General features: G+C 56.4%; 21 protein-coding genes. 8 read left to right on the top strand and 13 right to left on the bottom strand.

The window, feature by feature from the left end:
• Positions 1-5 precede the first annotated feature (5 nt).
• From FYZ48_RS05475 to FYZ48_RS05460, 4 genes are read right to left on the bottom strand one after another with little or no spacing between them, the layout of a single operon-like run.
• Complete coding sequence (locus FYZ48_RS05475) at positions 6-779, bottom strand: SDR family NAD(P)-dependent oxidoreductase (protein ID WP_145192338.1); 774 nt, start codon at positions 777-779, stop codon at positions 6-8.
• Between the two features lie 49 nt (positions 780-828).
• Complete coding sequence (gene nadB, locus FYZ48_RS05470) at positions 829-2,448, bottom strand: L-aspartate oxidase (protein ID WP_149338322.1); 1,620 nt, start codon at positions 2,446-2,448, stop codon at positions 829-831.
• Between the two features lie 36 nt (positions 2,449-2,484).
• On the bottom strand, positions 2,485-3,282 hold the full coding sequence (locus FYZ48_RS05465) for an SDR family oxidoreductase (RefSeq protein ID WP_149338320.1): 798 nt from the start codon (positions 3,280-3,282) through the stop codon (positions 2,485-2,487).
• Between the two features lie 54 nt (positions 3,283-3,336).
• Complete coding sequence (locus FYZ48_RS05460; protein ID WP_149338318.1) at positions 3,337-4,185, bottom strand: menaquinone biosynthesis family protein; 849 nt, start codon at positions 4,183-4,185, stop codon at positions 3,337-3,339.
• Between the two features lie 515 nt (positions 4,186-4,700).
• Here FYZ48_RS05460 and FYZ48_RS05455 point away from each other — a divergent pair.
• Positions 4,701-5,078: a GxxExxY protein gene (locus tag FYZ48_RS05455; protein WP_149338316.1), complete on the top strand. Its 378-nt coding sequence runs from the start codon at positions 4,701-4,703 to the stop codon at positions 5,076-5,078.
• A 212-nt stretch (positions 5,079-5,290) separates the two neighbouring features.
• On the opposite strand, the gene miaA is transcribed toward FYZ48_RS05455, so the two are convergent.
• On the bottom strand, positions 5,291-6,223 hold the full coding sequence (gene miaA, locus FYZ48_RS05450) for a tRNA (adenosine(37)-N6)-dimethylallyltransferase MiaA (RefSeq protein WP_149338314.1): 933 nt from the start codon (positions 6,221-6,223) through the stop codon (positions 5,291-5,293).
• Positions 6,224-6,395: 172 nt separating this feature from the next.
• Between miaA and FYZ48_RS05445 the strand changes: the two genes are divergently transcribed.
• A complete protein-coding gene (locus FYZ48_RS05445) occupies positions 6,396-6,842 on the top strand; it encodes an SRPBCC family protein (RefSeq protein WP_149338312.1) in 447 nt (148 codons plus the stop codon).
• Between the two features lie 30 nt (positions 6,843-6,872).
• On the opposite strand, the gene FYZ48_RS05440 is transcribed toward FYZ48_RS05445, so the two are convergent.
• Entirely contained in the window at positions 6,873-8,486 is a 1,614-nt protein-coding gene (locus FYZ48_RS05440) for a flagellar hook-basal body protein (RefSeq protein WP_187781880.1), read from the bottom strand.
• A gap of 384 nt (positions 8,487-8,870) precedes the next feature.
• Here FYZ48_RS05440 and FYZ48_RS05435 point away from each other — a divergent pair, with 384 nt between their 5' ends.
• Positions 8,871-10,169, top strand: coding sequence for a lactate racemase domain-containing protein (locus tag FYZ48_RS05435; protein ID WP_242022406.1), 1,299 nt, complete (start codon positions 8,871-8,873; stop codon positions 10,167-10,169).
• A gap of 24 nt (positions 10,170-10,193) precedes the next feature.
• Positions 10,194-10,928 carry an RraA family protein gene (locus FYZ48_RS05430; RefSeq protein ID WP_149338308.1) on the top strand — a complete coding sequence of 245 codons (735 nt, stop codon included), beginning with the start codon at positions 10,194-10,196 and terminating at the stop codon, positions 10,926-10,928.
• A 351-nt stretch (positions 10,929-11,279) separates the two neighbouring features.
• Here FYZ48_RS05430 and FYZ48_RS05425 read toward each other — a convergent pair whose 3' ends face one another.
• Together FYZ48_RS05425 and FYZ48_RS05420 are read right to left on the bottom strand one after the other, a co-directional pair.
• Positions 11,280-11,840, bottom strand: coding sequence for a hypothetical protein (locus tag FYZ48_RS05425; protein ID WP_149338306.1), 561 nt, complete (start codon positions 11,838-11,840; stop codon positions 11,280-11,282).
• Positions 11,841-12,406: 566 nt separating this feature from the next.
• Positions 12,407-14,413, bottom strand: a complete 2,007-nt coding sequence (locus FYZ48_RS05420) for a sigma-54-dependent Fis family transcriptional regulator (protein WP_242022404.1) — start codon at positions 14,411-14,413, stop codon at positions 12,407-12,409.
• A 437-nt stretch (positions 14,414-14,850) separates the two neighbouring features.
• On the opposite strand from FYZ48_RS05420, the gene FYZ48_RS05415 reads away from it, so the two are divergent.
• The 3 genes from FYZ48_RS05415 (at position 14,851) to FYZ48_RS05405 (ending at position 18,227) form a co-directional block, all read left to right on the top strand.
• A complete protein-coding gene (locus FYZ48_RS05415) occupies positions 14,851-15,141 on the top strand; it encodes a putative quinol monooxygenase (RefSeq protein WP_149338301.1) in 291 nt (96 codons plus the stop codon).
• A 79-nt stretch (positions 15,142-15,220) separates the two neighbouring features.
• On the top strand, positions 15,221-16,912 hold the full coding sequence (gene ilvD, locus FYZ48_RS05410) for a dihydroxy-acid dehydratase (RefSeq protein ID WP_149338299.1): 1,692 nt from the start codon (positions 15,221-15,223) through the stop codon (positions 16,910-16,912).
• Positions 16,913-17,351: 439 nt separating this feature from the next.
• Entirely contained in the window at positions 17,352-18,227 is an 876-nt protein-coding gene (locus FYZ48_RS05405) for a HEAT repeat domain-containing protein (protein WP_149338291.1), read from the top strand.
• Between the two features lie 92 nt (positions 18,228-18,319).
• Here FYZ48_RS05405 and FYZ48_RS05400 read toward each other — a convergent pair whose 3' ends face one another.
• The 3 genes from FYZ48_RS05400 to FYZ48_RS05390 all read right to left on the bottom strand — a co-directional run bounded on the left by FYZ48_RS05400 (position 18,320) and on the right by FYZ48_RS05390 (position 20,429).
• Entirely contained in the window at positions 18,320-19,006 is a 687-nt protein-coding gene (locus tag FYZ48_RS05400) for a DUF1963 domain-containing protein (RefSeq protein ID WP_149338289.1), read from the bottom strand.
• A 52-nt stretch (positions 19,007-19,058) separates the two neighbouring features.
• A complete protein-coding gene (locus FYZ48_RS05395; protein ID WP_149338287.1) occupies positions 19,059-19,523 on the bottom strand; it encodes a DUF2262 domain-containing protein in 465 nt (154 codons plus the stop codon).
• 459 nt (positions 19,524-19,982) lie between these two features.
• Entirely contained in the window at positions 19,983-20,429 is a 447-nt protein-coding gene (locus FYZ48_RS05390) for a hypothetical protein (RefSeq protein WP_145192280.1), read from the bottom strand.
• Positions 20,430-21,242: 813 nt separating this feature from the next.
• On the opposite strand from FYZ48_RS05390, the gene FYZ48_RS05385 reads away from it, so the two are divergent.
• The gene (locus tag FYZ48_RS05385) at positions 21,243-21,485 is read left to right on the top strand and encodes a hypothetical protein (RefSeq protein ID WP_149338285.1); all 243 of its coding nucleotides are present in this window, start codon (positions 21,243-21,245) and stop codon (positions 21,483-21,485) included.
• 80 nt (positions 21,486-21,565) lie between these two features.
• Here the strand turns inward: FYZ48_RS05385 and FYZ48_RS05380 are convergent, their stop codons facing one another.
• Together FYZ48_RS05380 and FYZ48_RS05375 are read right to left on the bottom strand one after the other, a co-directional pair.
• Complete coding sequence (locus tag FYZ48_RS05380) at positions 21,566-25,075, bottom strand: ABC transporter permease (RefSeq protein WP_149338283.1); 3,510 nt, start codon at positions 25,073-25,075, stop codon at positions 21,566-21,568.
• Between the two features lie 34 nt (positions 25,076-25,109).
• A complete protein-coding gene (locus FYZ48_RS05375) occupies positions 25,110-25,802 on the bottom strand; it encodes an ABC transporter ATP-binding protein (RefSeq protein WP_149338281.1) in 693 nt (230 codons plus the stop codon).
• Positions 25,803-25,806: the final 4 nt, after the last annotated feature.

The raw sequence follows: 25,806 nt of genomic DNA, 5'->3' as shown, positions 1-25,806 counted from the left end.
TCGTTCTAACGCGCGGTCCAACCGCCATCGACGGTGACCATGCTGCCGGTCATGTAGCTGGATGCATTGCTGGCGAGAAAGATTGCTGCACCCTGGATCTCTTCCATTTGTGCCCAGCGGTTCATGGCGACGGCACCGACGATGAATTTCTTGATCTCTTCGGTCTCGGCGAACGGCTGATTCATGGGGGTGAGAAACGGGCCGGGGCAAATCGCGTTACAGGTGATGCCATGCTCGCAGAACTCCAGGCCCATGGCCCGCGTCATCTGAACCATGGCGCCTTTGCTGGCGGTATAGGGTGTGCGGTTGGAGAGCCCGACCAGACCGAGTGTGCTGGCCATGTTGATGATGCGACCGTAGCCGGCTTTTTTCATATGAGGGACGACCGACCGGACACAGAGCCAGGGACCGGTGACATTCACTTTCTGGACTTCCTCGAACTCTTCCAGTGTGAGTTCATCGATGGGACCACGGATGTTGATGCCTGCGTTGTTGATCAGAATGTCGATCCTGCCGAACTCCGAGATGGCCCGTTCGGTCATCGCGGCGACCTGTTCCGGATCGGTGACATCAGCTGCGATGCCGATCGCTTTGGTGCCGTAGTCGGCTTCAATCTGAGCTGCGGTTTCTGCTGCTTCTTCTGCATGCCGACTGGTCAACAGAACGTTCGCACCTGCTGAAGCGAGTCCTTCGGCCATGGCGGAACCGAGCCCTTTGGAACCTCCGGTGATGATGGCAGCGCGTCCGGTTAGATCAAACAGTTTGATGCCTGGCAGCATGATGTCCCTTCCTGTGGTTGTTTCGGGGCCGTGGTTGCGTACTGGTTGCTCAGCTGGTTGAGATCACGGAAATATGTTTCTGGAAAGCCGGATCTGTTTCCGGGAAGTCACTTCGATAGTGTACTCCGCGGCTTTCGCGTCGTTCAATGGCAGAGGTAATCATCAGTTGAGAGACGAGCAGCATGTTCTGCAGTTCCCAGCCGGGGAGTGCTTTGAATTCGCGATCGACGACATAGCGGCTCCAGAAATCGACTTTGTCCTGTGCGTTCTGCAGCGAGTCTGCGCTGCGGGTGATGCCGACATCCCGCCACATGAGGCTGGCCAGCGAGTTCCTTAAGTCCTTACTGTTGAGGTCTTCGTCCGAGCGTTTTTCGGTTTCCCATTCGGGCAGCAGCGATGCGGAGTATTGATCGGGCATGCTGAGGGCTGCTGCGGAAGCGCCTTTGCCGGCTGCCGAACCGAAGATCATACCTTCGAGCAGGCTGTTGGATGCGAGTCGGTTACTGCCGTGCAGACCGGTGGATGTGACTTCGCCTGCGGCCCAGAGGTGAGGCACTGAAGTTCGCGCCTGCAGATCGGTTTTGACGCCGCCAATCATGTAGTGGGCTCCGGGGCGGACCGGGATCTGATCTTTGGACAGGTCCAGGCCGAAACCCGCACAGACCTTGCTGATGTTGGGGAAGCGTTCTTTGACCAGATGCTTGTCGATGTGCCGCAGGTCGAGGTAGACGCAGGAGTGACTGGTCTTCAGCATGCGGTCGGTGATGGCCCGACTGACGATGTCGCGGTGCGCGAGTTCCAGATCGGGGTGGTACTCTTCCATGAAACGTACGCCGTTACAGTCCCGGAGGTAGGCGCCTTCGCCCCGGACGGCTTCGGAGACCAGATAGCGGGCACCCCCGGCGATATAGAGTACGGTCGGGTGGAACTGCATGAACTCCATGTCCTGCAGGCGGGCACCGGCGCGGAAGGCCAGGGCGTGTCCATCGCCGGTCGCCAGCGGCGGATTCGTCGTTTCGCGGAACAGACAGCCCGCACCACCGGTGGCGAGGATGACCTGCTTGGCCCAGACGAGTGACTTGCCGTGGTAACGGTTCCAGATGATGGCACCGCGACACTGACCGTCTTCGGTGACCAGGTCGAGTGTGGGGGTTTTCATCCAGGTCTGAATATTGGGACGGCTCTGGACGGCGGCGACCAGGGCCCGCATGATTTCTTTTCCGGTGGCATCGCCCAGAGCATGCGCGACGCGTCGATGGCTGTGCCCCCCCTCTTTGGTGAGTGCGATTTTGCCATCCTGTGTATCGAAGTCGGCCCCGAATTCGATCAATTCCTGAATGTGTCGGGGCGCTTCGCTGCAGACGTATTCCACCAGTTCGGGATCACAAAGATCCTTACCGGCGGCGAGCGTATCCTGCACGTGGTTGGTAATGTTGTCCAGGGGATCGAGCACACCAGCAATTCCGCCCTGGGCATAGGCACTGTTGGACTGGGTGACTTTGCCTTTGTTGACGATGATCGTCTCAAGGCGGGGATCGATTTCCAGTGCAGCGCGGCAGCCGGCGATCCCGCCGCCGATAATCAGGACGTCGGTGAAGATGTGCGGAATCCGCTTGGGATTGATACGAGCGAGGTAGCGTTGACCAGGTTCAATCTGAATCGGATCCAAGTCGGGTGCTCCTTAAACTCGTTGTCGGGAAGATTCTCAGATGGTCATGCAGGAAAAACCGCCATCCACGGCGATGTTGGTGCCGGTGATGAAGCTGCCCGCCTTACCGGAGGCCATCAGCAGGACCGCCCCTGCCAGTTCCTCGGGATCGCCGAATCGCTGGGCGGGTGTATGATTCATAATACTCTTTACGCGTTCGGGTGTCAGCACTTTTCGGTTCTGTTCGGCAGGAAAGAAGCCGGGAGAGAGTGCGTTGACCCGTACACCCTGTTCGGCCCATTCGCGGGCCAGATTCTGTGTCAGGTTGAGCACAGCGGCCTTCGTGGCGGAATAAGTGAAGACGCGTGAGAGCGGAGTGATGGCACTCATGGACGCGATGTTGATGATCGAGCCGGGGATTTCCTGCTTGAGCATGGCTTCGCCGAAGACCTGACAGGCGACTTTCACGCTGAGCAGGTTGACGCGGAAGATGTTGTCCCACTCTTCGTCAGTGATTTCCAGGAAGGGGGTCGCCGCGTTGATACCGGCACCGTTGACCAGGATATCGGGGGTCCGATCGCTGGATTTGAGGTGCGCGATGAGTGCTTCCAGATCGGCACGGTTCGTGGAATCGGCCTGGAAGAACTCGGCACTGCCGCCCAGATCTTTGATCAGGTTCACGCGACCGTTGCCGTTTTCCTGGTTACGTCCCACGATAATGACATGTGCGCCGGCCTGGGCCAGGGCGTCTGCTATGGCGCCCCCCAGAACTCCGGTACCGCCGATGACGGTCGCCGTTTTGCCGGACAGGCCGAACAATGTCTGTAAATATCCGGATGAGTTTGATTCACTCATCGCATACCACCTTCTCTATCTCTCTACGATTCAATCACGGGAGCGACTGAAGTCTTAACCGATGAATTCCAGTTTGACGGGATTCGGAATGATGCCGGCTTCGTAACCCCGGTTGAGCAGAGTCGCGACTGCTTCGCGTCCCTTTTCGCCGAAATCGAGGGTCCAGTCGTTGACGTACATGCCTACGAACTTGTCGGCACTGCCCCGGTTCAGATCGCGACCGTATTTCAGGGCATGATCGAGGGCTTCGTCGCGGTGTTCCAGGCCGTACTCAATGCTCCGTTTGAGGATCGCAGTGACTTCTTCCATCATTTCCTGACCGAGGTCTTTGCGGATGGCGTTGGCACCCAGCGGCAGGGGGAGACCGGTTTCTTCAAACCACCACTCACCCAGGTCAACGACCAGTTTGAGTCCCTGGTTGGCGTAGGTCAACTGGCCTTCGTGAATGATCAGGCCGGCGTCAAATTTGCCCTGTTCGACCAGGTTCAGGATTTCATCGAAGGGGTGTTCTTCGTATTCAAAATCATCGCCCAGCAGGAGCTTGAGGGCCAGGAAGGCGGTGGTCAGCTTGCCGGGGATGGCGATCTTTTTGCCGCGGAGATCGTCGATGCTCCACTCTTCGCGGGCCACAACCATGGGGCCGTATTTATCGCCCATGGAGGCACCACAGGAGCAGATCGCGTAGGTGTCGGTCAGGTAAGCGTAGCCGTGGAGACTGACGGCTGTCAGTTCCAGTTCCGCGTTGAAGGCACGCTGGTTAAGGGTTTCAATATCCTGTAACTCGTGAGTGAATCGATACTTACCAGTTTCGATTTTGTCATTGGCCAGGGCATGGAACATAAAGGCATCGTCCGGATCGGGACTGTGGCCCACCTGAATTAACACTTTTTCGTCGGTCATCATGAATCACACAATATTGAAGTTGAGGGAAACAAGCACTGGAAACCTGGACCAGCAGCCGAGAGGGTCCGACCAGTTCATTTACTATATTTAGCAAGACACTATAGAGAGTTACGGGGAACTTAGCCACCGACTGAGCGGAAACAACTCAGAACGACCACGAAACGTATTCCTAATGGGGGATACCACGAAAGAGGCTACTTAGATGGGTCGTGTTTGATATTGAAAATGAAAAATGCACAATAGTATATTGTGGTTTTGTGTTTATACTACCACGAAAAGCACGAAAGACACGAAAAGATAGGGGTTGATGGTCGCTGGTAAATTGAAAACTGAATACCTCGGTCAGATTCTTTATAACTCCATTACTTAATTTTGGAACTCAGAATCTTAGTCTATTAGTTGAGGCAGGTCTGAGTCGTTTTGCTGTCGTTTGCTTAGAGATTGTGAAGAGTTAATTTCGTGCTTTTCGTGTCTTTCGTGGTAGCAAAATAAAAATGTAAGAAACTGGAATCGTGATGAATCAGATTATTTATAAGGAAGAATGCTTCGCGATTCAGGGTGCTGTCTTCGAGGTTTATCGGGAGGTTGGTTGCGGATTTCTGGAAGCGGTTTATCAGGAGTGTCTGGAGCGCGAATTGAAACAGCGAGGGATTCCGTTTGTGGCGAAGCCGGTGTTGCGGTTGAGTTATAAAGGGGTACCACTTAAACAGACATATCAGCCAGATCTGGTCTGTTACGATTCGATCATTCTGGAACTGAAGGCAGTGAAGTCACTGACACCAGAACATGAGGCACAGATATTTAATTATCAAAAAGCAGCATCTATGAGACTGGGGTTATTGATCAATTTCGGGAGCTATCCCAAAGCGACTGTACAACGCTTAATTTTGTGAAGTGTGACTTCCAGAATTTTTAACTACCACGAAAAGCACGAAAGACACGAAAAAAATTCTCTCTGAGAATCGCCAGCAGTAATGAAAAGGAAAACACTCAGAAGCTGCATCCAGTCCTATTAAATACTTCTTCTAGTTCAGCTGCCGAATATATCAGGCTGGCAATTACTTACAGACACCAATTTCAAGTTTTAATTTTCGTGGTAGTAAAATCACTTCAGCAATTTCTCGAGCAGGTCGACTGCGGTGTCTGTGGTAGTGACTTCGAGTGCGTGGCACTCTTCGAGGTTGCGGAACCAGGTGTGCTGGCGTTTGGCGAACTGGCGGGTGCGGACTTTCAGGGTTTCGACGGCCTCTTCATAAGCGATGTCCCCTTCCAGGTGGTCGATCAGTTCCTTGTAGCCGAGTGCCTGTCGGGCGGTGCGGCTGAGTGGCTGTTCTGCGGCGAGCAGCGTTTTAACTTCGTCCAGCAGTCCAGCCTGCAGCATCAGGTCGACGCGGGCGTTGATGCGGGCGTAGAGCCAGTCGCGATCGGGGGAGAGCCAGTAGACGTGCTGCGGTCGCTGGTCTGCAGGGAGGGCTGCTTCCTGGTGCTGCGACGAGAGGGGCTGGCCGGTGACGTGGTAAACTTCCAGGGCCCGGGTGACGCGGCGGAGATCGTTGGGATGCAGTTTCTCTGCGGAGACCGGATCCACTTCGGCCAGTCTCGCATGCAGAGCCAGGTTGCCTTCTGCCTCGACGAACTGTTCGAGTTCGCGGCGGTAATCCCAGTCGGCAGCGGGGCCTTCAAAGACGCCGCGTAAGACGGCCCGCAGGTAGAGACCGGTGCCTCCGACGAAGAGGGGGACATGTCCGCGGTCGATGATTTCCCGACAGCATTGTTCGGCGGCGGTCAGGTAATCGGCGACGCTGAATTCCTCATGCGGGTCGATGACGTCGATCAGATGATGGGGGACGCGCTGTTGTTCTTCCGGTGAAGCTTTTGCGGTGCCGATATCCATGCCCCGGTAGAGGGACATCGAGTCGAGGGCGAGGATTTCCGCATCCAGATGTTCGGCCAGCTGCAGGCTGAGTTCGGTCTTACCGCAGGCGGTGGGACCGGCCAGAAACCAGCACTGTTTCAGGACTTCCGGGGACAACTGCATGAGGAATTCGCTTCAGAAAGACCCCAGATCGCAGGGAAACCTGATCCAGGGTGTTGGGGGACTCGTTATTTCGAAAACATTCAGCTAGGATAGGCGCGGCGGCTCTGACCGCTTAGAAAACGTACTGTTGTAAAGTATATTTATCCGCGTTGAAAGTCGAAAGAGAGTGACAATGGCGAACTTCGAAGCCAGCGTGCAGCTGACCGCCACCCCCGAACAGGTATTCGAGTTTCTGATCGATACCGAAAATATCCTGAAGATCAGTCCTCCGGATGCCGGCCTGACATTTACGAAAAAACCGGACAAGCTCTATAAAGGGGCGACGATTGAATTTCGTATTCAGGGCTTCGGGCAGGTACAGGAAGGGGTCCACGAGATCACCGTTTTCGATGAACCGAAGCTGTTTACCGAAAAACAGATTTCCGGTCCGCTCAAGCATTACATCCACGAACACGAAATCGTACCGAGCGGCGATAACCTGGTGACCGTGATTGACCGGCTCGAATTTCAACCGCCGGGAGGTCTGCTCGGATTCATCGTGACGGAATCCAAGCTGCTCGACGTGTTCGACGAAGGCTTCTATCACCGCCACAACAAGCTCAAGGAAATCTTCTCCTGAGCAGAACGCACTCGCTGATTTGCGAGCGGGTTATTTGATAATCGGGCGATTGCCGCGGGGCCGTCGCTGACCTTCCGGTCGAGCGATACGATCGGAAGGGGGACCGAGGTCAGCCTGTACCGGTTCGAGGGTATCCAGTTGGTAGATGGTCTGCAGCGCATCGACGCGCTGTTTGATTGAGGCCAGTGCTTCCAGTTCTTCTGCGATGGAAACATTAGACGCTTCGAGCATGCCAGCCACGAGCAGGCCGGCCCCTTGTTTTCCCGGTGTCAGTTCGCGGGGAACCCCTGAGCGGGCCGTCGCTTCAAACAGGCAGGACTCGCGTGGAAAGAGTTCGGTGTCGTCGGCAAAGCAGGACAGCTGGATGGTGCCCAGTTCCTGTTCTGCGTCGGCTGATTCTTTGTTGGTAACAATCGCGACGACGGCGCCGTTCTCACGGATCTGCACCGAGTGTGCCGATTCCGGAACACGGATTTCCGGTGCGAGTGGGAAATTCTGTTGAGAACCCCGCAGGCAGAGGCGACGCTGGTCGTCAATCATCAGGCGGCCGGCGCGGGTAAACAAAGTTTGTTCTCCGAGGCTGACCTGCAGAAAGCCCTGGCCTTCGATGGCGACATCGAGCTTGCGGCCGGTTCTGATCAGTTCGCCGGCGGTCTGCGAGAGTCGGGTCTGCAGGACCTGGCTGCCCATGCCGACGGCGATCGGCGGTGCAGCCGAGTTTTTCTCGCTGGCAGGCGTTTCAATGTATTCGTAGGGGAGCGCTTCAAATTCCACGTTCAATCGTTTGAAGCCGACGGTACCTGCATTGGCGATGTTGTTGACGATCACATCCCGCGACATCCGCAGGGCATCGACGGTGGGCCGCAGACGCTGCAGGAGTTCGTCCCGGTCGGCCTGTGACGAGAAGCCGATGAAGCCTCCCTGGTCGCTGCCACGGTTGTGCGTCGAAGAGACGGACTGTTGTTGCGGCGGTGCAAGTTCCAGTGTGGGATTCAGCTCTTCCCATTTTTCGATGGGCATCCGCAGCGCGGTTTTGGGCTGCAGGAGCTTACGAATGGCGAGCATGTCATTCGCGACTTTGGGGGGGACGCCTCTGAGCTCTTCGAACCAGATCTGAAGTTCTTCCGGGGTGGCGTGAGGCAGATGTTCTTTGATGATCGAGCGGATCAGCTTGTCAGCAGCGGCATCGCTTTGTCTGGGCTTCTCAGCCAGCGGCTCTGCATTGAGAGGTGGCATCAGCGGGCCGGGTGTTTGTGGATGTTCGGCTTCCAGTGCGGGCAGCAGTGGAAGTGCGGGGCGGGCACTCTCGGGGTTGGCGAGAATCTTGCCCTGGCCACTTTCGGGAACAGTCAGCCGGGGACCGTCGAGTGTGGGTGCTTCGGCTGCGAGTTCTGTCCCGTCTTTGGCTTCGGCGAGTGCGAGCTCGATTTGTGGAAAATCTGCCAGGGGAGCCTGTTCGCCCTCAGTCAGCGCCGATTCCGGTTCAGCGACAGAATGCGGATCCTGCGAGAGTGAGAGTGTGACGGGAGTGGATTCGTCTGTGAATCCCAGATCTCTCAGATACAGGATGCCCTGAATGAAGAGGACTCCTGCCAGCACACAAACAGAGACTGCAAAGATAATCCGTTCAAAGTTTTTTCTCATATCTGCTTCCTTGCAGCAACAAGGCTCGACTTCCAGTTTCGACCTGCTGATTGTTCTTGGGTAATCAGATGGTTTCCCTCTCAGACCTGATCTGACGCGTGGGCCTTGTTGTCTGGCATTCGCGGCGGACGTTGGTTGCCGGCCAATCCGGGTTCGGCCGGTGCGGGAGGGATGGACCATTGGTAAAGGTATCGCAATCGAGACTTTAGAACAAGACTGTTCCGGGCTGCAGCCGGAGAACCGGCGGCGATTACCGATCTGCCCTGATTCTGACAGGCGGAGGGTCGGGAGTGTAGCGGAATTGGATCAGAATACCGTACAATAACAGACTCTTCATATATCAGACGCATGGATACCATCCCGCTTGCCCGCCCCCGGAACTGAATGGATCGAATCACGACTATGAACATGAATCTGCCCCAGGCTTACCGGATCCGCCAGCACTTCCCCACGACGCGTCTCAAAGATGTCGGAGCCGCGGTTACTGCCGCCTTGTCGCAGCTGAATCTGGGGGAAGTAATTAAACCGGGGGATTCTGTGGCGGTGCCTGTGGGTAGCCGCGGAATTGCCAATATTGCGCTGATTATCAAGTCGACTGTCGATTACCTGAAGTCACTCGGCGCGGAACCGTTTATTGTCCCGGCGATGGGCAGTCATGGTGGCGGGACCGCGGAAGGTCAGGCGCAGGTGATTGCCTCGTATGGGGTGACGGAAGCAGCCATGGGGGTGGAGATCCGTTCCTCGATGGAGACGGTGATTGTCGACCAGACGCCGCACGGGATTCCGGTACATTTTGATAAGAACGCCTATGCTGCGGATCATGTGCTGGTCTGCGGTCGGGTCAAGCCGCACACTCGGTTCGTGGGGGATATTGAATCGGGTCTGCATAAGATGATGTTGATCGGCCTGGGGAAGCATGAGGGGGCCAAGATCTATCATCGGGCGATTGAAGATCACAGTTTTGAAGAAATCATCAAAGCGGTGGCAGCGTCGGTATTGAAAAAATGCAGCGTGATCGGTGGCCTGGCGATTGTCGAGAATTCCTACGACGAGACCGGCCTGATCGAAGCTGTGGCGCCGGAGAACTTTTACGAACGGGAGAAGGAACTGCTGGAGATTGCCCGCCAGTGGCTCCCGCGACTGCCATTCCCGAAGATCGATCTGCTGATCGTGGATCGGATCGGGAAGAACATCAGCGGTTCGGGAATGGATGCCTGCGTGGTCGGACGGAAGTTCAATGACCATGCCGCCACGGAGCGGGATGTCGTCGCCTGCAAACGAATTATGATTCGCGGTTTGACCGAAGAGACGCATGGCAACGCGTGTGGCATCGGTCTGGCGGAGTTCACGAATGAGCGGACCGTAGCGGGCGTGGACTGGCAGAGCACCCGCATTAATACAATCACAGGGAGTCATCCTACCGCCGGGATGGTTCCTCTGGTGTATCCGAATGACCGCGAAGCCATTGAAGCGGCCCTGCAGACTGTGGGGTTGGTGGAACCCGAGACCAGTGGCATCGTACAGATTTACGACACGCTAGAACTGAGCGAAGTTGTCGTCAGCGAAACGTACCTGGAGGAGATCAACAGCCGCGACGACCTGGATATTATTTCCGGGCCGTTCGACTTGCCTTTCGATGCAGAAGGGAATCTGGCCTCCGTTTTTAAGAAACCGCAACACTGAAATTTAACCAACAGGAACCCATTCATGTCCACGACTGAAGGCCTCTCCAACGAAGCTTTGGATGAACTTGCCAAGTATGACACCCCGACCGTCTGTAATGTGATCGAACTGTGGAACATCCGTCCGCGGAACGTCGGCTTTATGAACGACACCATCAAAGCCTGCTTCCCCAAGATGCCTCCCATGGTTGGCTACGCGTTGACTTCCACTTTCCGCTCTATGGCACCGCCGCGCAGTGGTGACGTTTACGCCGGTCTGGATAACCAGGTCGCTGCGTTCGAATCACTGCCGGGTGCACCGGTTGTCGTTTACCAGGATGTGGATGAGCCTACCGCTTCCGCCACGTTCGGCGAAGTGATGTGCAGCACTTATAAAGCATACGGTGCGAAAGGGATCATCACCTCCGGCGCCGGTCGTGACCTGGACCAGGTGGAAGCCCTCGATTTCCCCGCGTTTACGAACGGGGCGATCTGTGCGCACGGTTACTGTCACACACTGGCCGTCAACGTGCCGATTACCGTGGGTGGCATTCCGATTTATCCCGGCGACCTGCTGCACGGCGACCTGAACGGCGTGACGACGATTCCTCACGAGATCGCTTCCGAAATCGCGGACGCTTGTAAGGATCTGATGAAAGCCGAAGACATCGTGCTGGACTATCTCAAGGGGGGCAACCTGACTCCCGAAGGTCTGGGCGAAGCCCGCAAGGAACTGGCGGCCGAAGTCGGCAAGCTGGGCAAACGGTTGCGGGGTGAGTAGTTGCTACTCGTCGCGAAGTAATAAAAGAAAAGCCGGCTCGTTGGGGCCGGCTTTTTTTGTTGTAACGGAATATGATTTTCACTGTTGGTCCAGCCAACAGTGCCACCCAGTTGCAGGTAACAGGTGGTCGCGGTGTGAATGTCGTCCGTTGATGAGATGGGCCTTGCTCTTTAGGTTTTGAGTGTTGGGAAAGGCTGCTCTGATTGGGACGCGAGAACCGGGACCTCCTGCTCGCTGCGCTCGGCTCGGATTTCATCCGAGCCCACCCGCTGACAGAGTGGTTTCAAATAAGGGGCGTTGAATGCGGGCTGGCACACAGGCCAGCCCCTACGTTTCTATGGGACGCGAACCTTAATTCATCTCGACGATATCGACGTCGTCGATGATGGCGGTGCCGCCGGCGTTGCCTGATGCGGGGATACCGATGCGCAGTCGGACGGTTGATGTCCCTTCGGGGACGAAGATGTCGGTATGAATCTGTTCCCAGGAATCGAGGTCGCCGGGGAGATCACGTTGCGGAGAACGTGCCATGCCGACGAACTTTCTGCCGCTGGCGTCGATGCATTGGACGACGATCATCGGCATCGTTTTCAAACCCTTAGTGCAGACGCGGGCGGAGACGCGGTAGGCTTTGCCGGGAGTCAGTCCTTGCAGGTCCTGGTGAATGTTGTAGGCGACGATCTGCTCGGGGTGATCCGAGGCGACGGTGATGGACAGTGCGCTGCCCTGTTTTTTCGCGGCAGTGACCTGTGTGGTCTGGTAATTCACCAGGTGTTGTCTGCCCGGTAGCGAAGTGTAAGACCAGCCGGTTGGCAGGCCGGTGCGGACATCTTTCTGTTCGAAGTTTGCGTTGATGACTGTGGGGCCTGCTGCCGTGGCAACACCCAGTAACATGGTCAGCATGATTTCCATAACCCGATCCTCCTTGAATACAGATGGTTTTCGAATGCCCGCAGTCTGGGGAGGAGACAAGGCAAATCGGGTGCCAGTTCTGAAAAACGATAATCCTGGTAAGCTGGCAAGCTGAGGGGTGAAGTCGGCGGGGTGAGGTGCCTCCTGTTGTGAAAGAATTACAGGGTGCGGCACCCGGATGTTACATTCGGATATGCTGGTTTGTGGATTTGTTGGCGGGCGGAACCCATCTGACAAAACGCTGAATGCGCACTGTTGGGCAAGCCAACAGTGGCACCCGATCGAGTATTATGTTTGCTTGTTTGGACTCATGGGTAACACACCATGCAGACTCTGATTTAACGACAAATTCCGGGTGGTCGCGGATGAAATCCGTGATTGCCGGAGGCAACAGGAGGTCGCGGTGTGAAGGTTCTCTGTTGGTGAGTTGAGCCTCACCCTGTCTGTTTCAAGTGGGGCATGTCGTTCAGGTTTGAATGCGTGAGCTGAGACCTCCTGCTCGCTGCGCTCGGCCCGGATTGCATCCGAGCCCACCCGAAATGGATGATGGATGAAGCTTCGTCAGTTTAGTCGTCGTCTTCTTCGGACATGTCGCTGGCTTCCTGCATTTCCAGCTGGCCCATTTTGCGGTAGAGGTTGGAGCGGTGCAGGCCGAGGCATTTGGCGGTTTCGCTCATGTTGCCTCCCACGCGTTTGATGGTGCGGCGGATGTATTCCTGCTGGAAGAGGCGGGTCGCTTCTTTGAGGCTCAGGTCGGAAGACATGTCGACGACGGAGTCGCGGCTGGGGCTGAGGATGAAGGCGAGGTCTTCGACTTCGACGCGGTCGCCGGCACAGAGGAAGGCGACGCGTTCCATCAGGTTGCGCAGTTCGCGAACGTTGCCGGGCCAGAGATGGGCCTGCAGGCGTTTTTTGGCTTCGGCGGACATCTTCAGCACACGGCGGTTGGCCTGACCGCAGAACTGGGTGAGGAAAAACTCGGCCAGCAGAATGACGTCTTCCGGACGTTCGCGGAGGGGCGGCAGTTCGAGGGTGACGACGCTCAGGCGGTAGAAGAGGTCTTCGCGGAACTTTTTATCGCGGACCGCATCGGCGAGCTTCGCATTTGTCGCGGCGACGACGCGGACGTTGATCGGGATGCTTTCGGAACCGCCGACGCGGGTGATGACTTTCTGTTCCAGAACCCGCAGCAGTTTGGCCTGGCCGCCCAGGCTCATGTCGCCGATTTCGTCGAGGAACAGTGTGCCTCCTTCGGCGAGTTCGAATTTTCCGATGCGGGTTTCGTGGGCGTCGGTGAAGGCGCCTTTCTCGTGGCCGAAGAGTTCGCTTTCGAGCAGCGTCTCGGTCAGCGCTGCACAGTTGACGGCGATGAACGGGGTATTCGCGCGGGGGCCCTGGTAGTGCAGGGACTGGCTGACGACCTCTTTCCCGGTTCCGCTTTCGCCGAGGATCAGTACAGGGAGATCGGTGCTGGCGAGACGTTCGATGGTCGAGCGGAGTGCGTCGATGGCCGAGCTCTTCCCGATGATCTGGACTTTCTGCTTGGCCTGTTCGGTGAGCTGGTCGCGGCTGCGGGAGAGCTGTTCGAGTTCGCGGGTGTTTTCCAGTGCGGTGGCGGCCTGCACGCCGAGCTCTTCGAGGCTTTGGGCGTCATCGTCGTCGAAGTCGGATTTGCCGGCCTGCTTGTTCATGACTTCGAACGCGCCGATCAGTTCGCCGGCGTTGTTGCGGAGCGGGACGCAGAGCAGGTTGCGGGTGCGGAAGCCGCTGGATTTGTCGACGCTGGGATCGAAGCGGTCGTCGTTGTAGGCGTCGTCCACGGTGACGGTTTTGCCGCTGTGAATCACTTCACCGACGATGCCGACATCATCGGGCAGGCGGAGCGTGTTGCCTTCGACACCCAGGGCGGGGCAGGCGACGACCTGTTTGTGTTCCTGATCCCAGATGAAGATACTGGAGCGTTCGCTGGCGAGAAGGCGGGTGGCTTCTTTGGCGATCAGTTCCAGCAGTGACTGGGTATCGCGGGCGGACGAAAAGCTGGAGGCGATGTGCAGTGTGGTTTCGAGGCGGCCGATCCGTTTGACGTGCTTTTCGCGTTTCTCCACGATCGACAGGGCGTAACCCAGTACGCGGGACGCGACGACGGCGTTGCCGAGGGCTTCGCTGGTCAAGTCGCGACCGCCGACGAGGAGTACCGTGCCGGGACGGACGTCACCCAGGGGGGCGGCGATGTAGAACCAGTCGGCCTTTTTTTCATCGGCACCGAGGCCGGCGGCGTCGCGGTCGAGGGCTTCGTTACAGAGGTTGGTGGGGAAGCTGGCGGCGGAGTTGCGTCCGAATTCGAAGAGGGTTTCCCACTCGGGCGTGCGTTCGATGAGCGTACACCACTGGCAGGAGAGTTCGGTGGCCAGCTGGGGCAGAAACTGGCGCAGGTAGTCGGCGGCCGTGGTCTGCTGGGTCGCTTCTTCGAGCAGCTGGTCACCCAGCTGGATCAGAGAGGCTGCGTCATCAAAGCGGGAAAATAATGGCAGTCGCTTCCAGTCCAGCCATTCCACTGTTTCGATTTTACTCACCGGATACTCCCTCAAAAGAATCAAAAGAGCCTCTTTCGTGATGGAAGGGGCAGGTTTTGTCATCCATTCGCTGCTCTTTCTTGTCGGAATGATAACAGAAGGTAGAGAATGCGTCATCCAAGTGTGGACTCAATTTGCGTTTTTTTCCGCACACCTTGATGAAAGCCCACTGCAGCTTACCGAGGCGGGAAGCTTGTGGTGATCGGCAAAGCTTTGCCAGACTGTTTATTCTTCTGGCTATGTCGTATGTACTGGCAAATAGTTCAGGTGGGGTGATGCGGCGTCTGCGGGGGCGATTTGACGTGGGGTGTTATGAATGAATCGCGGTTTACTGTCACTTCAGGCGGCGGAGTGTTACTGTATGGGAACTAAAGAGAGTCTGAGGTCTGACTTCTCAAACAGCAATGTTTCATTCCCTGTCGCGAGTGAGAGCGCTTATGTTTTGTCTCAATGTGATTCTGACCCTGAAAGACGCAGCGGACGCGACCGAAATCGAAGGTCTGCTGGCGGAAGCCTGTCGCCTGTCGCGAACAGAGCCGGGCTGTCTGCGATTTGACGTCTATCATGCGGAAGCCGATCCGGCGACCTTCGTACTTGTGGAGCACTGGGCCAGCGAACAGGCCTGGCAGGACCACCGCGAAGAAAAGGCGTTTAAGGAAATCTACGAACCGCAGGTGCTGCCCCGTGTCGAACGGGTGCCCCACCGGGTGAAACTGCTGGTGGAATAAATCGGGAGCGTGCCTGCGTGCCGCTCCGTGTCTCCCATCATTGAACGATATTGTACTACACAACAGAGGAAAACCGTCGATGTCATCCGATTCCCAACCGATTCTGAACCGTTACAGTTCCCGCATCACTCAGCCCCGTTCGCAGGGGGCGTCTCAGGCCATGCTGTATGCCACGGGCATGACCGAAGAAGATATGAACAAGGCCCAGGTCGGGATTTCCAGCGTCTGGTACGAAGGTAACTCCTGTAACATGCACCTCAATATTCTGGCTGCGAAGGTCAAAGAGGGTGTGGAAGCATCCGGCCTGGTCGGAATGCGGTTCAACACGATCGGCGTGAGTGACGGGATTTCGATGGGAACCGACGGCATGTCGTACTCTTTACAGTCCCGCGATTTGATCGCCGACAGTATCGAAACCGTGACCTGTGCCCAGTGGTATGATGCGAACATTTCACTGCCCGGCTGTGACAAGAACATGCCCGGCTGTCTGATCGCGATGGGGCGTTTCAACCGTCCGTCGCTGATGGTCTACGGCGGAACCATTGCTCCCGGCTGTCTGAACAATCAGAAGCTGGATATCGTCTCTGCGTTCCAGTCTTACGGGGAATACCTGGCCGGTTCGATTGATGACGAAACCCGGAAGCAGATCGTGCAGAAGAGCTGTCCGGGCGCTGGTGCCTGCGGCGGGATGTATACCGCGAACACCATGGCGTCGGCGATTGAAGCTTTGGGGATGGCACTGCCTTACAGTTCGTCGATTCCGGCTGAGCATCCCGATAAACTCGAAGAGTGTTACCGGGCTGGTGCAGCGATCAAGAAGCTGCTGGAAATGGACCTCAAGCCGCGGGACATCATGACGCGGGAAGCCTTTGAAAACGCGATGGTGCTGACCGTCGCTCTGGGCGGTTCGACCAACGCCGTGCTGCACCTGCTGGCGATTGCCCGCTCGGTGAATGTCGAGCTGACCATCGACGACTTCCAGTCGGTCAGCGATCGCATTCCGCTGCTGGCGGACTTCAAGCCCAGTGGTAAGTACGTGATGGCTGACCTGCAGGAGCAGGGGGGAACCCCGGCTGTGCTGAAGTACCTGATCTCCGAAGGTCTGATCAACGGCGACTGCATGACGGTGACCGGCAAGACCCACTCTGAAAACCTGGCCGATCTGCCTGGTCTGAAAGAGGGACAGGACATCGTGCACAAAGTCAGCGACCCGATCAAGCCGAGCGGTCACCTGCAGATCCTCAAAGGGAACCTGGCTCCGACTGGTGCGGTTGCCAAGATCACCGGAAAAGAAGGTCTGGTTTTCGAAGGAACCGCCAACGTATTCGATTCCGAAGAAGACATGCTCAAGGCCCTGGAAGACAAAAAGATCAGCAAAGGGGATGTGATCATCATCCGCTACGAAGGCCCCAAAGGGGGACCGGGTATGCCTGAGATGCTGACCCCGACTTCGGCCATCATGGGGGCCGGCCTGGGTAAAGACGTGGCTCTGTTGACCGACGGTCGTTTCTCCGGCGGTTCACACGGCTTCATCGTGGGCCACATCACTCCCGAAGCCCAGGAAGGGGGGCCGATTGCTTTGGTCAAGAACGGCGACAAGGTGATCGTCGACGCCGAGAATAATCGCATTGATATGGAAGTCAGCGACGAAGAACTCGAAGAACGCCGCAAAGCCTGGACGGCTCCCCCGTTCAAATACACGCGGGGTACTTTGTATAAATACATCAAGAACGTGAAGTCGGCTTCCGAAGGTTGTGTGACCGACGAGTAAGTATTGGCTTGAACTGGTGAAATCAGAAACGCCCGGAGCCGGTTGGCTGCGGGCGTTTTTTTGTGGCTGGGTGTACTTGTTTTTAACTACCACGAAAGACACGAAAAGCACGAAAGGGCTGATCGTAGTGGAGAGAACCTGGGTGGTCGCGGATGTCATCCGTGATTGCCGGAGGCAACAGGAGGTCTTGGTGTGAAGGTTGTTTGTTGATGAGTTGAACCTCACCCTGTTTTTTTCAAGTGGGGCAGGTTGTTCTGATTTGTGTGAGTGAGCTGGGACCTCCTGCTCGCTGCGCTCGGCTCGAATTGCATTCGAGCCCACCCGGGTATTTGTTTATTTTGCCTGAAAATTCAATCTCTGGGGATTTCTGGAAACCAAAGTGCAGTGATGGTCGTCTCTATCAGGAGTGGGGCGAATTCTTTCAGAAGGAGAGACTGCGATGCGTGTGAAGTTCCTGAGTTGGGGTGGATGTCTGTTGCTGCTGAGCTGTCTGACTGGGCCGGTGTGGGCGCTGGGCGTGGAGGACTTTGGCAATAAACCGTTGAATGCGGGGAACTTCCAGGAGTGGCCGGGGGTTATGCCGGTGGTGAATGATACGCACCGGGTTTATCACTACTGGGTGAATGGCAGTGAGGCTTGTTTCTATCAAGGCGATACTGCAGCAGTCAACGCGGCGTTAAAGCACTTCGCGGCGACCCCGGAGAAGGTGCATGAAGTTGTGCTGCTACCGGGACCGGCTGAAATTAACTCATTTATGAAAGACAAGACATTCAAGTTCAACTGGAAACTGCAAATGGTCGGCGGGATAGCAAAACATATGGCATCGCAGGATCAGGGAGCCCAGATCTGGAATGAGCGTCCGATCCTGACGATTTATATCGGGGGGGAAATCCAGTTTGACAAGTTGCAGATCCCCAAAGGGGTGGTCGTGCTCGAACAGGCCGATCTGGAAAAACGTTATGCCCGGGCCCTGAGCAGTACTGACCGAACTGTACGCGGCTGGAGTACCGGCTACCTGGCGGCATTGAACCGCTATAGTGAATCGAATATGAAAGCGATTGCGAAATTACTGCAGGACGAACAGAACTGGGTGCGGCTGAATGCAGCTGGGGCGCTGGCGACTTATGGCTGGCAGGCGAAGCCACTGTTGCCGGCCTTGCGCGAGGCAATGCAGACAGAAGACGAACAATTGAAAACGCGGGTCCAGCAGACAATCGAACGCATCGAACAGGCCCCAGATGAGAGTGCTGCTGCGAAAGCACGTCAGGCAAAGCTGGATCAAATTCACGAGTATTGCGCGGGGTTGAAGAAGTGAGCGTGGGTTTTGATTTTACTACCACGAAAGACACGAAAGGCACGAAAGTGGTGGAACCGGTTTGAGTGGGATGATTTGCTGGGGGGCTGACTTCAACAGGATTCAAAAATTACATACCAGCCAGTTCCGGTTCGTTTCAGGTAGCCGATTCCGGAATCGCCATAGGTGTAGTTTTCGGTCATATCAATCTGCAGATCGCATGAGCCCGGGTAGTCTTGATTACCCTGGACGGGGGTTGGCCAGCCGCCAATCTTGATGCCAAAATGGTTCTCGTACTCGAATGGTTCTCTATCGCAGAGGTCCCGGTAAACCTGTCTGGCAAAAAGTCGCGAGTACTTGCTGAGCGCAGGGTAGTCCGGCTGTTGTTTCCAGGTGACCTGATGGAAGGGGTGATTCTGCAGTTCAGGCGGTCGGACCAGCGGGACCAGTATCTGATCCAGAGCGTACTCACGCACGACGAAATCGGCGGTGTCCGTAGCTGAGGTTGCTTCAAACCCGTCAAACTCATTTCGAATGAAAAATGTAACAGCCTGACGATGGTAGAAGGCACCGTAAGGATTTATGAGATCTTTACAGATAACCTGCAGCCAGGGTACGAGAGGTTCTCCATCCGTTGTCGAGGGCCACTTTTCTCCCGGTAAGCCATAAAAGACTCCGCCGGTGCAGGAGACTGGATGCTCAGGCTGGACTGGCTGTTGTTGTTCTTCGCCACAGAAACAGTCCACAGCCTCGTTTGCGATGACCGCCATCGCAGTGTCGATGTCACTGATTAAAGCCATTGTGTCTGCCTCCTCAGAGCCTGCTGTCTGACAAAAGTTGCTGTAGATTTAATTAACCAATGGTGGCGTTATGGAAGTTCAAACTGTGATCGATGAAGAGTAGGACCGGGTGCTCTGTGAACATGTCATCGGCGTCGTATTGCAGTTGAGCGTACCATTCTTTGGGCGTGGACATTCCAAGTTTGCCGAAGCTGATCTGCAGCATGGTCAGCTTGAGACGGCTTTTGAACTCAGCTGCACTCAGTTCGGGTCCCTCACCTGTGAGGGGATGCCATTCTGTGTTGTAGGTCTCTAAGAGTGAGTTTGTTACATAGTCGCGGAAGGTGGAATCATGCTGTTTCAGTTTTTCAATCAGTGAATCCGTAAAGCTGGTTGCCGAAGCTGCGTCAGAGGATTCTGGAATCACGGTTAGGGGAATTTCTGACTGTTGGATCGAGAGGAAGCCTCCCCAGCAGTTATGATCCGGGTACCAGGTGAGTTTACCAAAAGTGTTGCCGCTGAGACTGGGATGGTTCATTGAATTCTCTGTGTATTCAAGTGGCTTGTGATCACATATTTATAGTCAAAGTCCGTGAAGAATGCGCCAGGTGATGTGAGGATTCTTTCAGGCGGGCACTCAATGTCTGCCTTCGGGCAGATGGTACGTTGGTTGCTGCGGTTCAGGTTGATTATTAATTTACTACCACGAAAAGCACGAAAGACACGAAAGTGATGGCCAGGTTGTGTTTTTTATTTGAACGGTTCATACCAAAGTTGTTTCAACCGGGGCTAACGCCCTGCGGCTAATGGGTCTGTTGTGCTGGCGCTGTGTTTTCTGCAGGTCTGTTGTAGAGCCTTGTGGGTGAATCTGCGAATCGTGTTACAAAGCCCATTATGCACATTAGCTGGCATAACTGGGGATCTGAACCTTATGCCTGGTTTTCACTGGTGCGGCAGGTGTATCTCGCCTGGGTGGTGCCTTTGGTTAGGATCTGGGTCAGCTGTATTTTTTCTTGAGCTTGTTGTAGTAGTCGTTGAGCTCTTCGTCGGTCATGTTCTCGATCTCCTCGATGGACTTGTTGAAGTTTCTGCTCTGGGTGTACTTGACCGTGAGTTCGATGCCCAGGAGTTTGTCGATGCGTTCGCAGGCGCGGAGGCGTTCGTGCCGGGATGATTCGGGGTCTTCGATGATGCTGCGATAGAAGTAAAAGGAATCGGTGCGGTGTTCGTCGTCTTTGCGTTCGACGAATTCCTGCATTTCGCGGCGGGCACGGTGGAGATAGCGTGTGGCGGAGCGACGGCTGAGATTGTAACGGGCGGCGATCGCGGTTTTGATATCGGACGCGTATCTGCCGAGGGCGATCATTTTCTGGATGAGGCGGACGACGACGGTCTGTTCGTCTCGGGAGAGATATCTGCGGGGAGGAGTTGTGGGTTCGGTCATGGGTGAATCCTTTGCTGTTGGGAGATTCGGTTTTGAGTTGGGTCAGGCTGTTGCGACCTCCTGCGCGCTGCGCTCGGCCCGGATGGCAACCGGGCTCGCCCGATTCTGTGAGCGGCAAGGCGCCAGCCGCCGGTATAAAAGGTTGACGCGTACCTTAGTACCGGTGGCTAGCGCCATACCGCTCATGAGGGGGTGTTCTATGAATTCCCATCATGAATCAGAGCATGCGGGCTGTCGTGAGGCGGGCGACCACACAGGGTCGCCCCTACGTTTAGTGGAATTGATCGTTGAGTGTTTGTGATGGAACTGGTCCTTTTCTCTTGCTGGTTTTGTAAAGTGCTTCCGGGCCGATTAACCGTTTCCCGGAGTGAGGCTGATTGTGTGGAAGGGCACGTGGGGGTCAAGACAGAATTTTGTCCTCTTGTGTCCGGGATTTTGTCCTGGTGTGTCTCGGATTTTGTCCCGATCTGTCCGGCGTTTGTCCCGCTGTGGACTGGCTGCCTAAGGGGGAAATTGCGAACCGGTGCGAATTGTTCCCATGAAAACCGGGTGAAAATCGATGGCGATTCAGGTGTTGTTGAGACAGTGATGTTTGATGTTCCCGTGTACGTTGACGTGACTCGCGCGCGAGCCAGAAAGGGAACAGCATACGCTTCGGCAGGTTGGGAACAAGGGGAGTCTGTTCAGCTGGGAGTGCGGGAAGTTCAGTGGTGCAGACGCCGTGATGAAAAAATGTTTCGTGCAGTGATCGGGATGTGTTAGGATTACTTACAGCTGAGTGTCGTTTGACGGACTGAAGTGAGAGGGTTTGTGATGACGAATGAAACAGAAGAGCGCAAAGCTGGTGAGAATCAGGCGGTGCCCAAATATCAGATGGTGGCTTTATCCATCGGTCTCTTTTTCGGTTTCGTTGTCAGCCGGGAGATTCGTGAGGCCTTTCGAGAATCGGCGGGCGACTGGGGATCTTTGGGGATTTCCGTTGTGCTGTCTGCTGTGAGTGCAGGGACTCTCGCCTACATCGTCGCCAAAGTACTGGAACGCAAATCTGCATCGTGAGCCGTTGGTGGTAACCGTTGTTGACACGGCCGCGCCGCTGGGAATAATCACACCCACCAGAGGCGGGTTTCTATCGGTGTTTAGTGCGATCTCAGTGTCGCCAGGATGGGAGCCCGGACCGCGGAGAGGACTGCGAAAAAGGCAGACAGCATACCGGTAATCAGCACCGCGAGCAGGATCAGCATGCCGCTGAACCAGGGGATATCCGCTCCGGTGGAGAGCAGGTGTGGCAGCATGGCCAGCAGAGCCGAGATGATGCCGGACGCGAGTCCCCAGATCAGCAGGAAGGCGTTCTCCGCGAGGACGATCAACGCGACATTGGAGCCAGTCATGCCGACGGCGCGGAGCAGGGCCAGTTCGCTTCTTCGCTCGACGACGTTTCGCAGCATGACGGTCGCCAGCCCCAGGGTGCCGAGCAGCAGACCGAGGCCGCCCAGTGTCTGGAAGGTGGAGAGGTACGTGTTCTGGACGGCGAGAAAGTCAGCAAGACGATTGGCGACGAGGTCGGCATCGAAGCCATATTCGGTGAGGCCGGTCTCGAGGATGGAGGAGAGCTGCATGGCATCTTTCGTGGGGACTTCAATCAGGAAATACTGGAAGCCGGCCTGTTCGGGGAACAGTTGCTGGAAGTGCTGCTCCGAGATGAGCAGCACGCCTTGGAAGATACTGCCATCGAACATGCCTTTGATTTTCAATTCGTGTTCGGGCCGTTCGTCGGAAGGAATGCCGACGCTGGCGCCGATGCCTTTATGGAGGCTGTACATGAGCGTATTCATATCACCCAGCGCGGGGATGGAACCATCTTCCTGCGGCTGGTTGAGCAGTTCCCAGGGATTGTCGCCCGGGGTGTCGGCGAATTTGAAGCCGCCCCGCTCGATGAGTTCCTGCGGTACGCCGAGGATGGTGGGGACGGTGGTTTGATAGATATTCAGGCAGCTGGCGTTCTCACCCGGTTTGACGCGGAAGGGGATCGCCTGCATTTCCTTGAGCAGCCGTTTCGTTTCGGGATCGTCGGGCGCGTTGACCAGCATTTTGTCGCGACCGTCGACTGTGTTGAGGTCAAAGATCAGCGGGGACGAGGTTTCCGCGACGAGTGTGAAGCCGCCGTTACCGGAGTCTTTGTCGGGTTCTTCGACGGCGGGGTTACGATGTCCGGCGGCGACGGAGACAAGGACGAAGGTCGCCGAGGCGATGAGCGCGGTGGTAAGGACGCTGCGTTGACGGAAGCGGCCGGCGTTGCGGAAGCCGAGCTTCATCAGTGCGAAGCCGCCGTTCCCCTGAATGGGTGTGGTGGAATCGGTGCGGAGAAAACTGGAGAGGAAGCTGAGGCTGGCGACCAGCGAGAGCGTTCCCACCAGGAAGAAGCAGACTGTCTGCAGGGAGAAACCGGAAAAGGCTTCCTGTTTGGGAATGATTCCGGTCACGGTGGCGAGAACCAGAATGAGCGCGAGGACCGTGGAGATCTTCCAGGTCAGGCCGACGCGTTTGGCGGCGCGGGCCGGTTCCTGGTCGGGACTGTTCACGCCGGAGAGGAGGCCGCGGATCGAGATCTGTTTCAGTTCGGACATCGATTTCCAGATCACGAAGCCGGAGAAGAAGACGGCGATCAGAAAGCCGATGGCGAGACTCTGGGGAGTCAGGTCAACGAACAGGAAGCGGGTGCCGATGGCGCCGATCCACCAGGTTCTGAGACCATACAGCATGAGCGATGCATAGCCGATAGCAGCCAGGATACCGAGGATGCCTCCGGAGAGGATGACGAGGAGGGCTTCCTTGAAAATGATCTGCCTGACCTGTGCGGGGGTAAAGCCGATAGCGGAAAGCAGGCCGATAGAAGAGACGCGACGATCGACGCCCAGCTTGAACAGTAGCCGAATGAGGATGATGGCCGAGAGGATGATGAAGAAGCTGAAACCGATAAACAGACCACTGAAATCGGTGGTTCCGCTCGCGGCAGCGAGTCCGAGAAATTTGATGGGCTGGACGGCGAGTCCCATTTTGAGAACGTCGATATTGCTGAGCAGCGACGCTGCGAACGCGGACGATGTTTCCTCCGTGTTTTTGTCGGGCAGGGTTGCGAAGCGGAGCGATGTCAAAGTGCCGTAGCGGCTGTTCCAGAGCGTCTGGGCTGTTTCCAGGGCGAGGAACGCTTTGGGAGTGGCTTTATATTTGTCCCAGTATTCTTCGTCGCGGTCGGTGACTTTATCGAGTTTCATGGGGAAGGGCTGTTCCCAGTCGCCGAAGGTGTCTGCATCGGTGATGCCTTCCATGTCGGGCGTCAGCTTGCGGTCGGCTGCGGGAGTGCCATCGAGGGCGACGATACCGGCGACGGTGAAGGTCTGTTCGACTTCCGGCAGTTCTCCCCGGGAACCGACGACGTGGTATTTCATCCGCAGTTGATCGCCGACTTTGGTCTTAAGGTCGCTGGCCAGCCATTCGTTGAGGACGATTTCGTTTTCCTTGAGAGGAAGCTTTGGTTTAGCGCCGATGAATTTAAAAGGGCCGAACGGTGGCTGCTCGGGGAAGTCGAGACCGGCGACGATGGAATACATGGAGTAGGGCGTTTTCTCCTCGCCGGTAGCGGTTTTCAGCGGACTGAATTCATTGGCGATGTAAACCATGACGGGCGAAGTAGCGACGTCGAGTTTTTTCGCAGCCTCGCGGCCGGCCTGTTCGATCTGCGGGTCGAGGATCATCTGCTCGCTTTCGAGCGAGAGGTAGTTCCGTTCGTTGTGGGGAATGATTTTGAGGTTCAGGTCTGCGAGTGTGAGGCTCTGTTTGAGAGCCGCTTCCAGGCCCTGGGCGACGATGCGGGACTGGGGGGAGTCGGGGATCGATTCCGCGTGGGAACTGAAAAAGAGGGAGTTGACCCGCGCGGGCCGTTGTTTTGGATCGCGGCGAGAGGGTTGGATCTCATCGAGGTCGAGCGCGGCCTGCAGGGTGTCGAGCGAGAGAAACAGGTCGAGCGGGAGCTGTTGATTGGGGAGCAGAGCGAGGCGGCCGGCCTTGGAGTCTTCGTCGAGAATCTGGCTGACGGTAAGGGTGATTTCGACCGACTGTTCTTCCTTCTCACCCAGCAGCGAATCGCGGGGAATGGCGGAAGGGAGTTCGATCCAGAGGGTAATCTGATCGCCGACGGAGGCTTCGAGCTGCTCTGCGACACGAGAGTTGAGGATTGCCTGATCATCTTCCGGGGCGGGGATGTCGCCGTGATCGAGGAGCGACCAGAGACGTTGATCGGTGCCGAAGATGTTGACCTGACCGACGCGGAGGTGCAGATCTTCCCGGTTCTTTTCCAGCGCGCCACGGAGCACGAGTGCTGGTGCGATGGTTTCGATGCTTTCCGGCAGAGCGGAGGACTTCTGCAGATCGTCGGCCAGCTGTTCGCGGAAGAAGCGGTGACCGGAGACGACATAGTCGATTTTGCCGAGACGGTCGAGCGTCATCTGTCTGAGGCTGGCGCGAACGGAATCGCCGACGATGAGGGCGCCGCCGATAACAGCAGTGGCCGCGATGACTCCGAGGAGTACGGCGAGGTTGGTGCGCCAGTGATAAGTCAGACTTTTGATGACAAAGCGCGCTTGATTCATAACTCGAACTCTTCTGCAGTTAGAACATTCGATTTCAGACCGATTCGGTCACGAGGAGACCGTCGCGTAATCTTTGATGTTGCGGAAAGAGGCCCGCCAGTTCGCTGCTGTGGGTGACGCAGATCAGAATGGTGTTCTGTTCCTGGTTGATCTCCAGCAGGAGTTTGCCGATGGATTCGGTATTGGCCCGGTCCAGGTTTCCCGTGGGTTCGTCAGCGAGCAGCAGACGCGGATTATTGATCAACGCCCGGCAGACTGCGACCCGCTGGCGTTCGCCTCCGGAAATCTGGGCGGGACGATGATTGAGTCGATCTTTGAGCCCGACACGTTCCAGCAGGTGACGGGCACGTTCCTCAGCGTCGCTGGATGATCCCTGGTGAACCATGGTGGGAATCAGGACATTTTCAAGAACCGAGAACTGAGGCATCAGGTGATGGTCCTGAAATATGAAACCGATATTCTGGTTGCGAAACTCGGCCTGTTCTTTGGCGCTGAGGACGAACGGATTCTGATTGAACTGGATGACTTCACCCGCGGTGGGCTGATCGAGCACACCGAGGATGTAAAGCAGCGTGCTCTTGCCGGAACCGGAGGGGCCGGTAATGGCGAGTGCCTCGCCGCGGTTGAGGGTGAGATCCACGCCGGCGAGAATCGACAGCGATTCATCAGCGAGGGTGAACTGTTTGGTTAAGTTGCGGACAACTAATTGCTCGGGAGCGTCGTTCATGTCA

Source organism: Gimesia chilikensis, from assembly GCF_008329715.1.
Lineage (GTDB): Bacteria > Planctomycetota > Planctomycetia > Planctomycetales > Planctomycetaceae > Gimesia > Gimesia chilikensis.
This window is presented reverse-complemented; position numbering and strand designations above follow the sequence as displayed.

What these genes read in the sequence shown, in the direction of transcription:
- FYZ48_RS05475 (WP_145192338.1), bottom strand. Translation starts at nt 779, where the DNA reads ATGCTGCCAGGCATCAAACTGTTTGATCTAACCGGACGCGCTGCCATC.
- FYZ48_RS05465 (WP_149338320.1), bottom strand. Translation starts at nt 3,282, where the DNA reads ATGAGTGAATCAAACTCATCCGGATATTTACAGACATTGTTCGGCCTG.
- FYZ48_RS05460 (WP_149338318.1), bottom strand. Translation starts at nt 4,185, where the DNA reads ATGATGACCGACGAAAAAGTGTTAATTCAGGTGGGCCACAGTCCCGAT.
- FYZ48_RS05455 (WP_149338316.1), top strand. Translation starts at nt 4,701, where the DNA reads ATGAATCAGATTATTTATAAGGAAGAATGCTTCGCGATTCAGGGTGCT.
- miaA (WP_149338314.1), bottom strand. Translation starts at nt 6,223, where the DNA reads ATGCAGTTGTCCCCGGAAGTCCTGAAACAGTGCTGGTTTCTGGCCGGT.
- FYZ48_RS05445 (WP_149338312.1), top strand. Translation starts at nt 6,396, where the DNA reads ATGGCGAACTTCGAAGCCAGCGTGCAGCTGACCGCCACCCCCGAACAG.
- FYZ48_RS05440 (WP_187781880.1), bottom strand. Translation starts at nt 8,486, where the DNA reads ATGAGAAAAAACTTTGAACGGATTATCTTTGCAGTCTCTGTTTGTGTG.
- FYZ48_RS05435 (WP_242022406.1), top strand. Translation starts at nt 8,871, where the DNA reads ATGGATCGAATCACGACTATGAACATGAATCTGCCCCAGGCTTACCGG.
- FYZ48_RS05430 (WP_149338308.1), top strand. Translation starts at nt 10,194, where the DNA reads ATGTCCACGACTGAAGGCCTCTCCAACGAAGCTTTGGATGAACTTGCC.
- FYZ48_RS05425 (WP_149338306.1), bottom strand. Translation starts at nt 11,840, where the DNA reads ATGGAAATCATGCTGACCATGTTACTGGGTGTTGCCACGGCAGCAGGC.
- FYZ48_RS05415 (WP_149338301.1), top strand. Translation starts at nt 14,851, where the DNA reads ATGTTTTGTCTCAATGTGATTCTGACCCTGAAAGACGCAGCGGACGCG.
- ilvD (WP_149338299.1), top strand. Translation starts at nt 15,221, where the DNA reads ATGTCATCCGATTCCCAACCGATTCTGAACCGTTACAGTTCCCGCATC.
- FYZ48_RS05405 (WP_149338291.1), top strand. Translation starts at nt 17,352, where the DNA reads ATGCGTGTGAAGTTCCTGAGTTGGGGTGGATGTCTGTTGCTGCTGAGC.
- FYZ48_RS05400 (WP_149338289.1), bottom strand. Translation starts at nt 19,006, where the DNA reads ATGGCTTTAATCAGTGACATCGACACTGCGATGGCGGTCATCGCAAAC.
- FYZ48_RS05395 (WP_149338287.1), bottom strand. Translation starts at nt 19,523, where the DNA reads ATGAACCATCCCAGTCTCAGCGGCAACACTTTTGGTAAACTCACCTGG.
- FYZ48_RS05390 (WP_145192280.1), bottom strand. Translation starts at nt 20,429, where the DNA reads ATGACCGAACCCACAACTCCTCCCCGCAGATATCTCTCCCGAGACGAA.
- FYZ48_RS05385 (WP_149338285.1), top strand. Translation starts at nt 21,243, where the DNA reads ATGACGAATGAAACAGAAGAGCGCAAAGCTGGTGAGAATCAGGCGGTG.
- FYZ48_RS05380 (WP_149338283.1), bottom strand. Translation starts at nt 25,075, where the DNA reads ATGAATCAAGCGCGCTTTGTCATCAAAAGTCTGACTTATCACTGGCGC.
- FYZ48_RS05375 (WP_149338281.1), bottom strand. Translation starts at nt 25,802, where the DNA reads ATGAACGACGCTCCCGAGCAATTAGTTGTCCGCAACTTAACCAAACAG.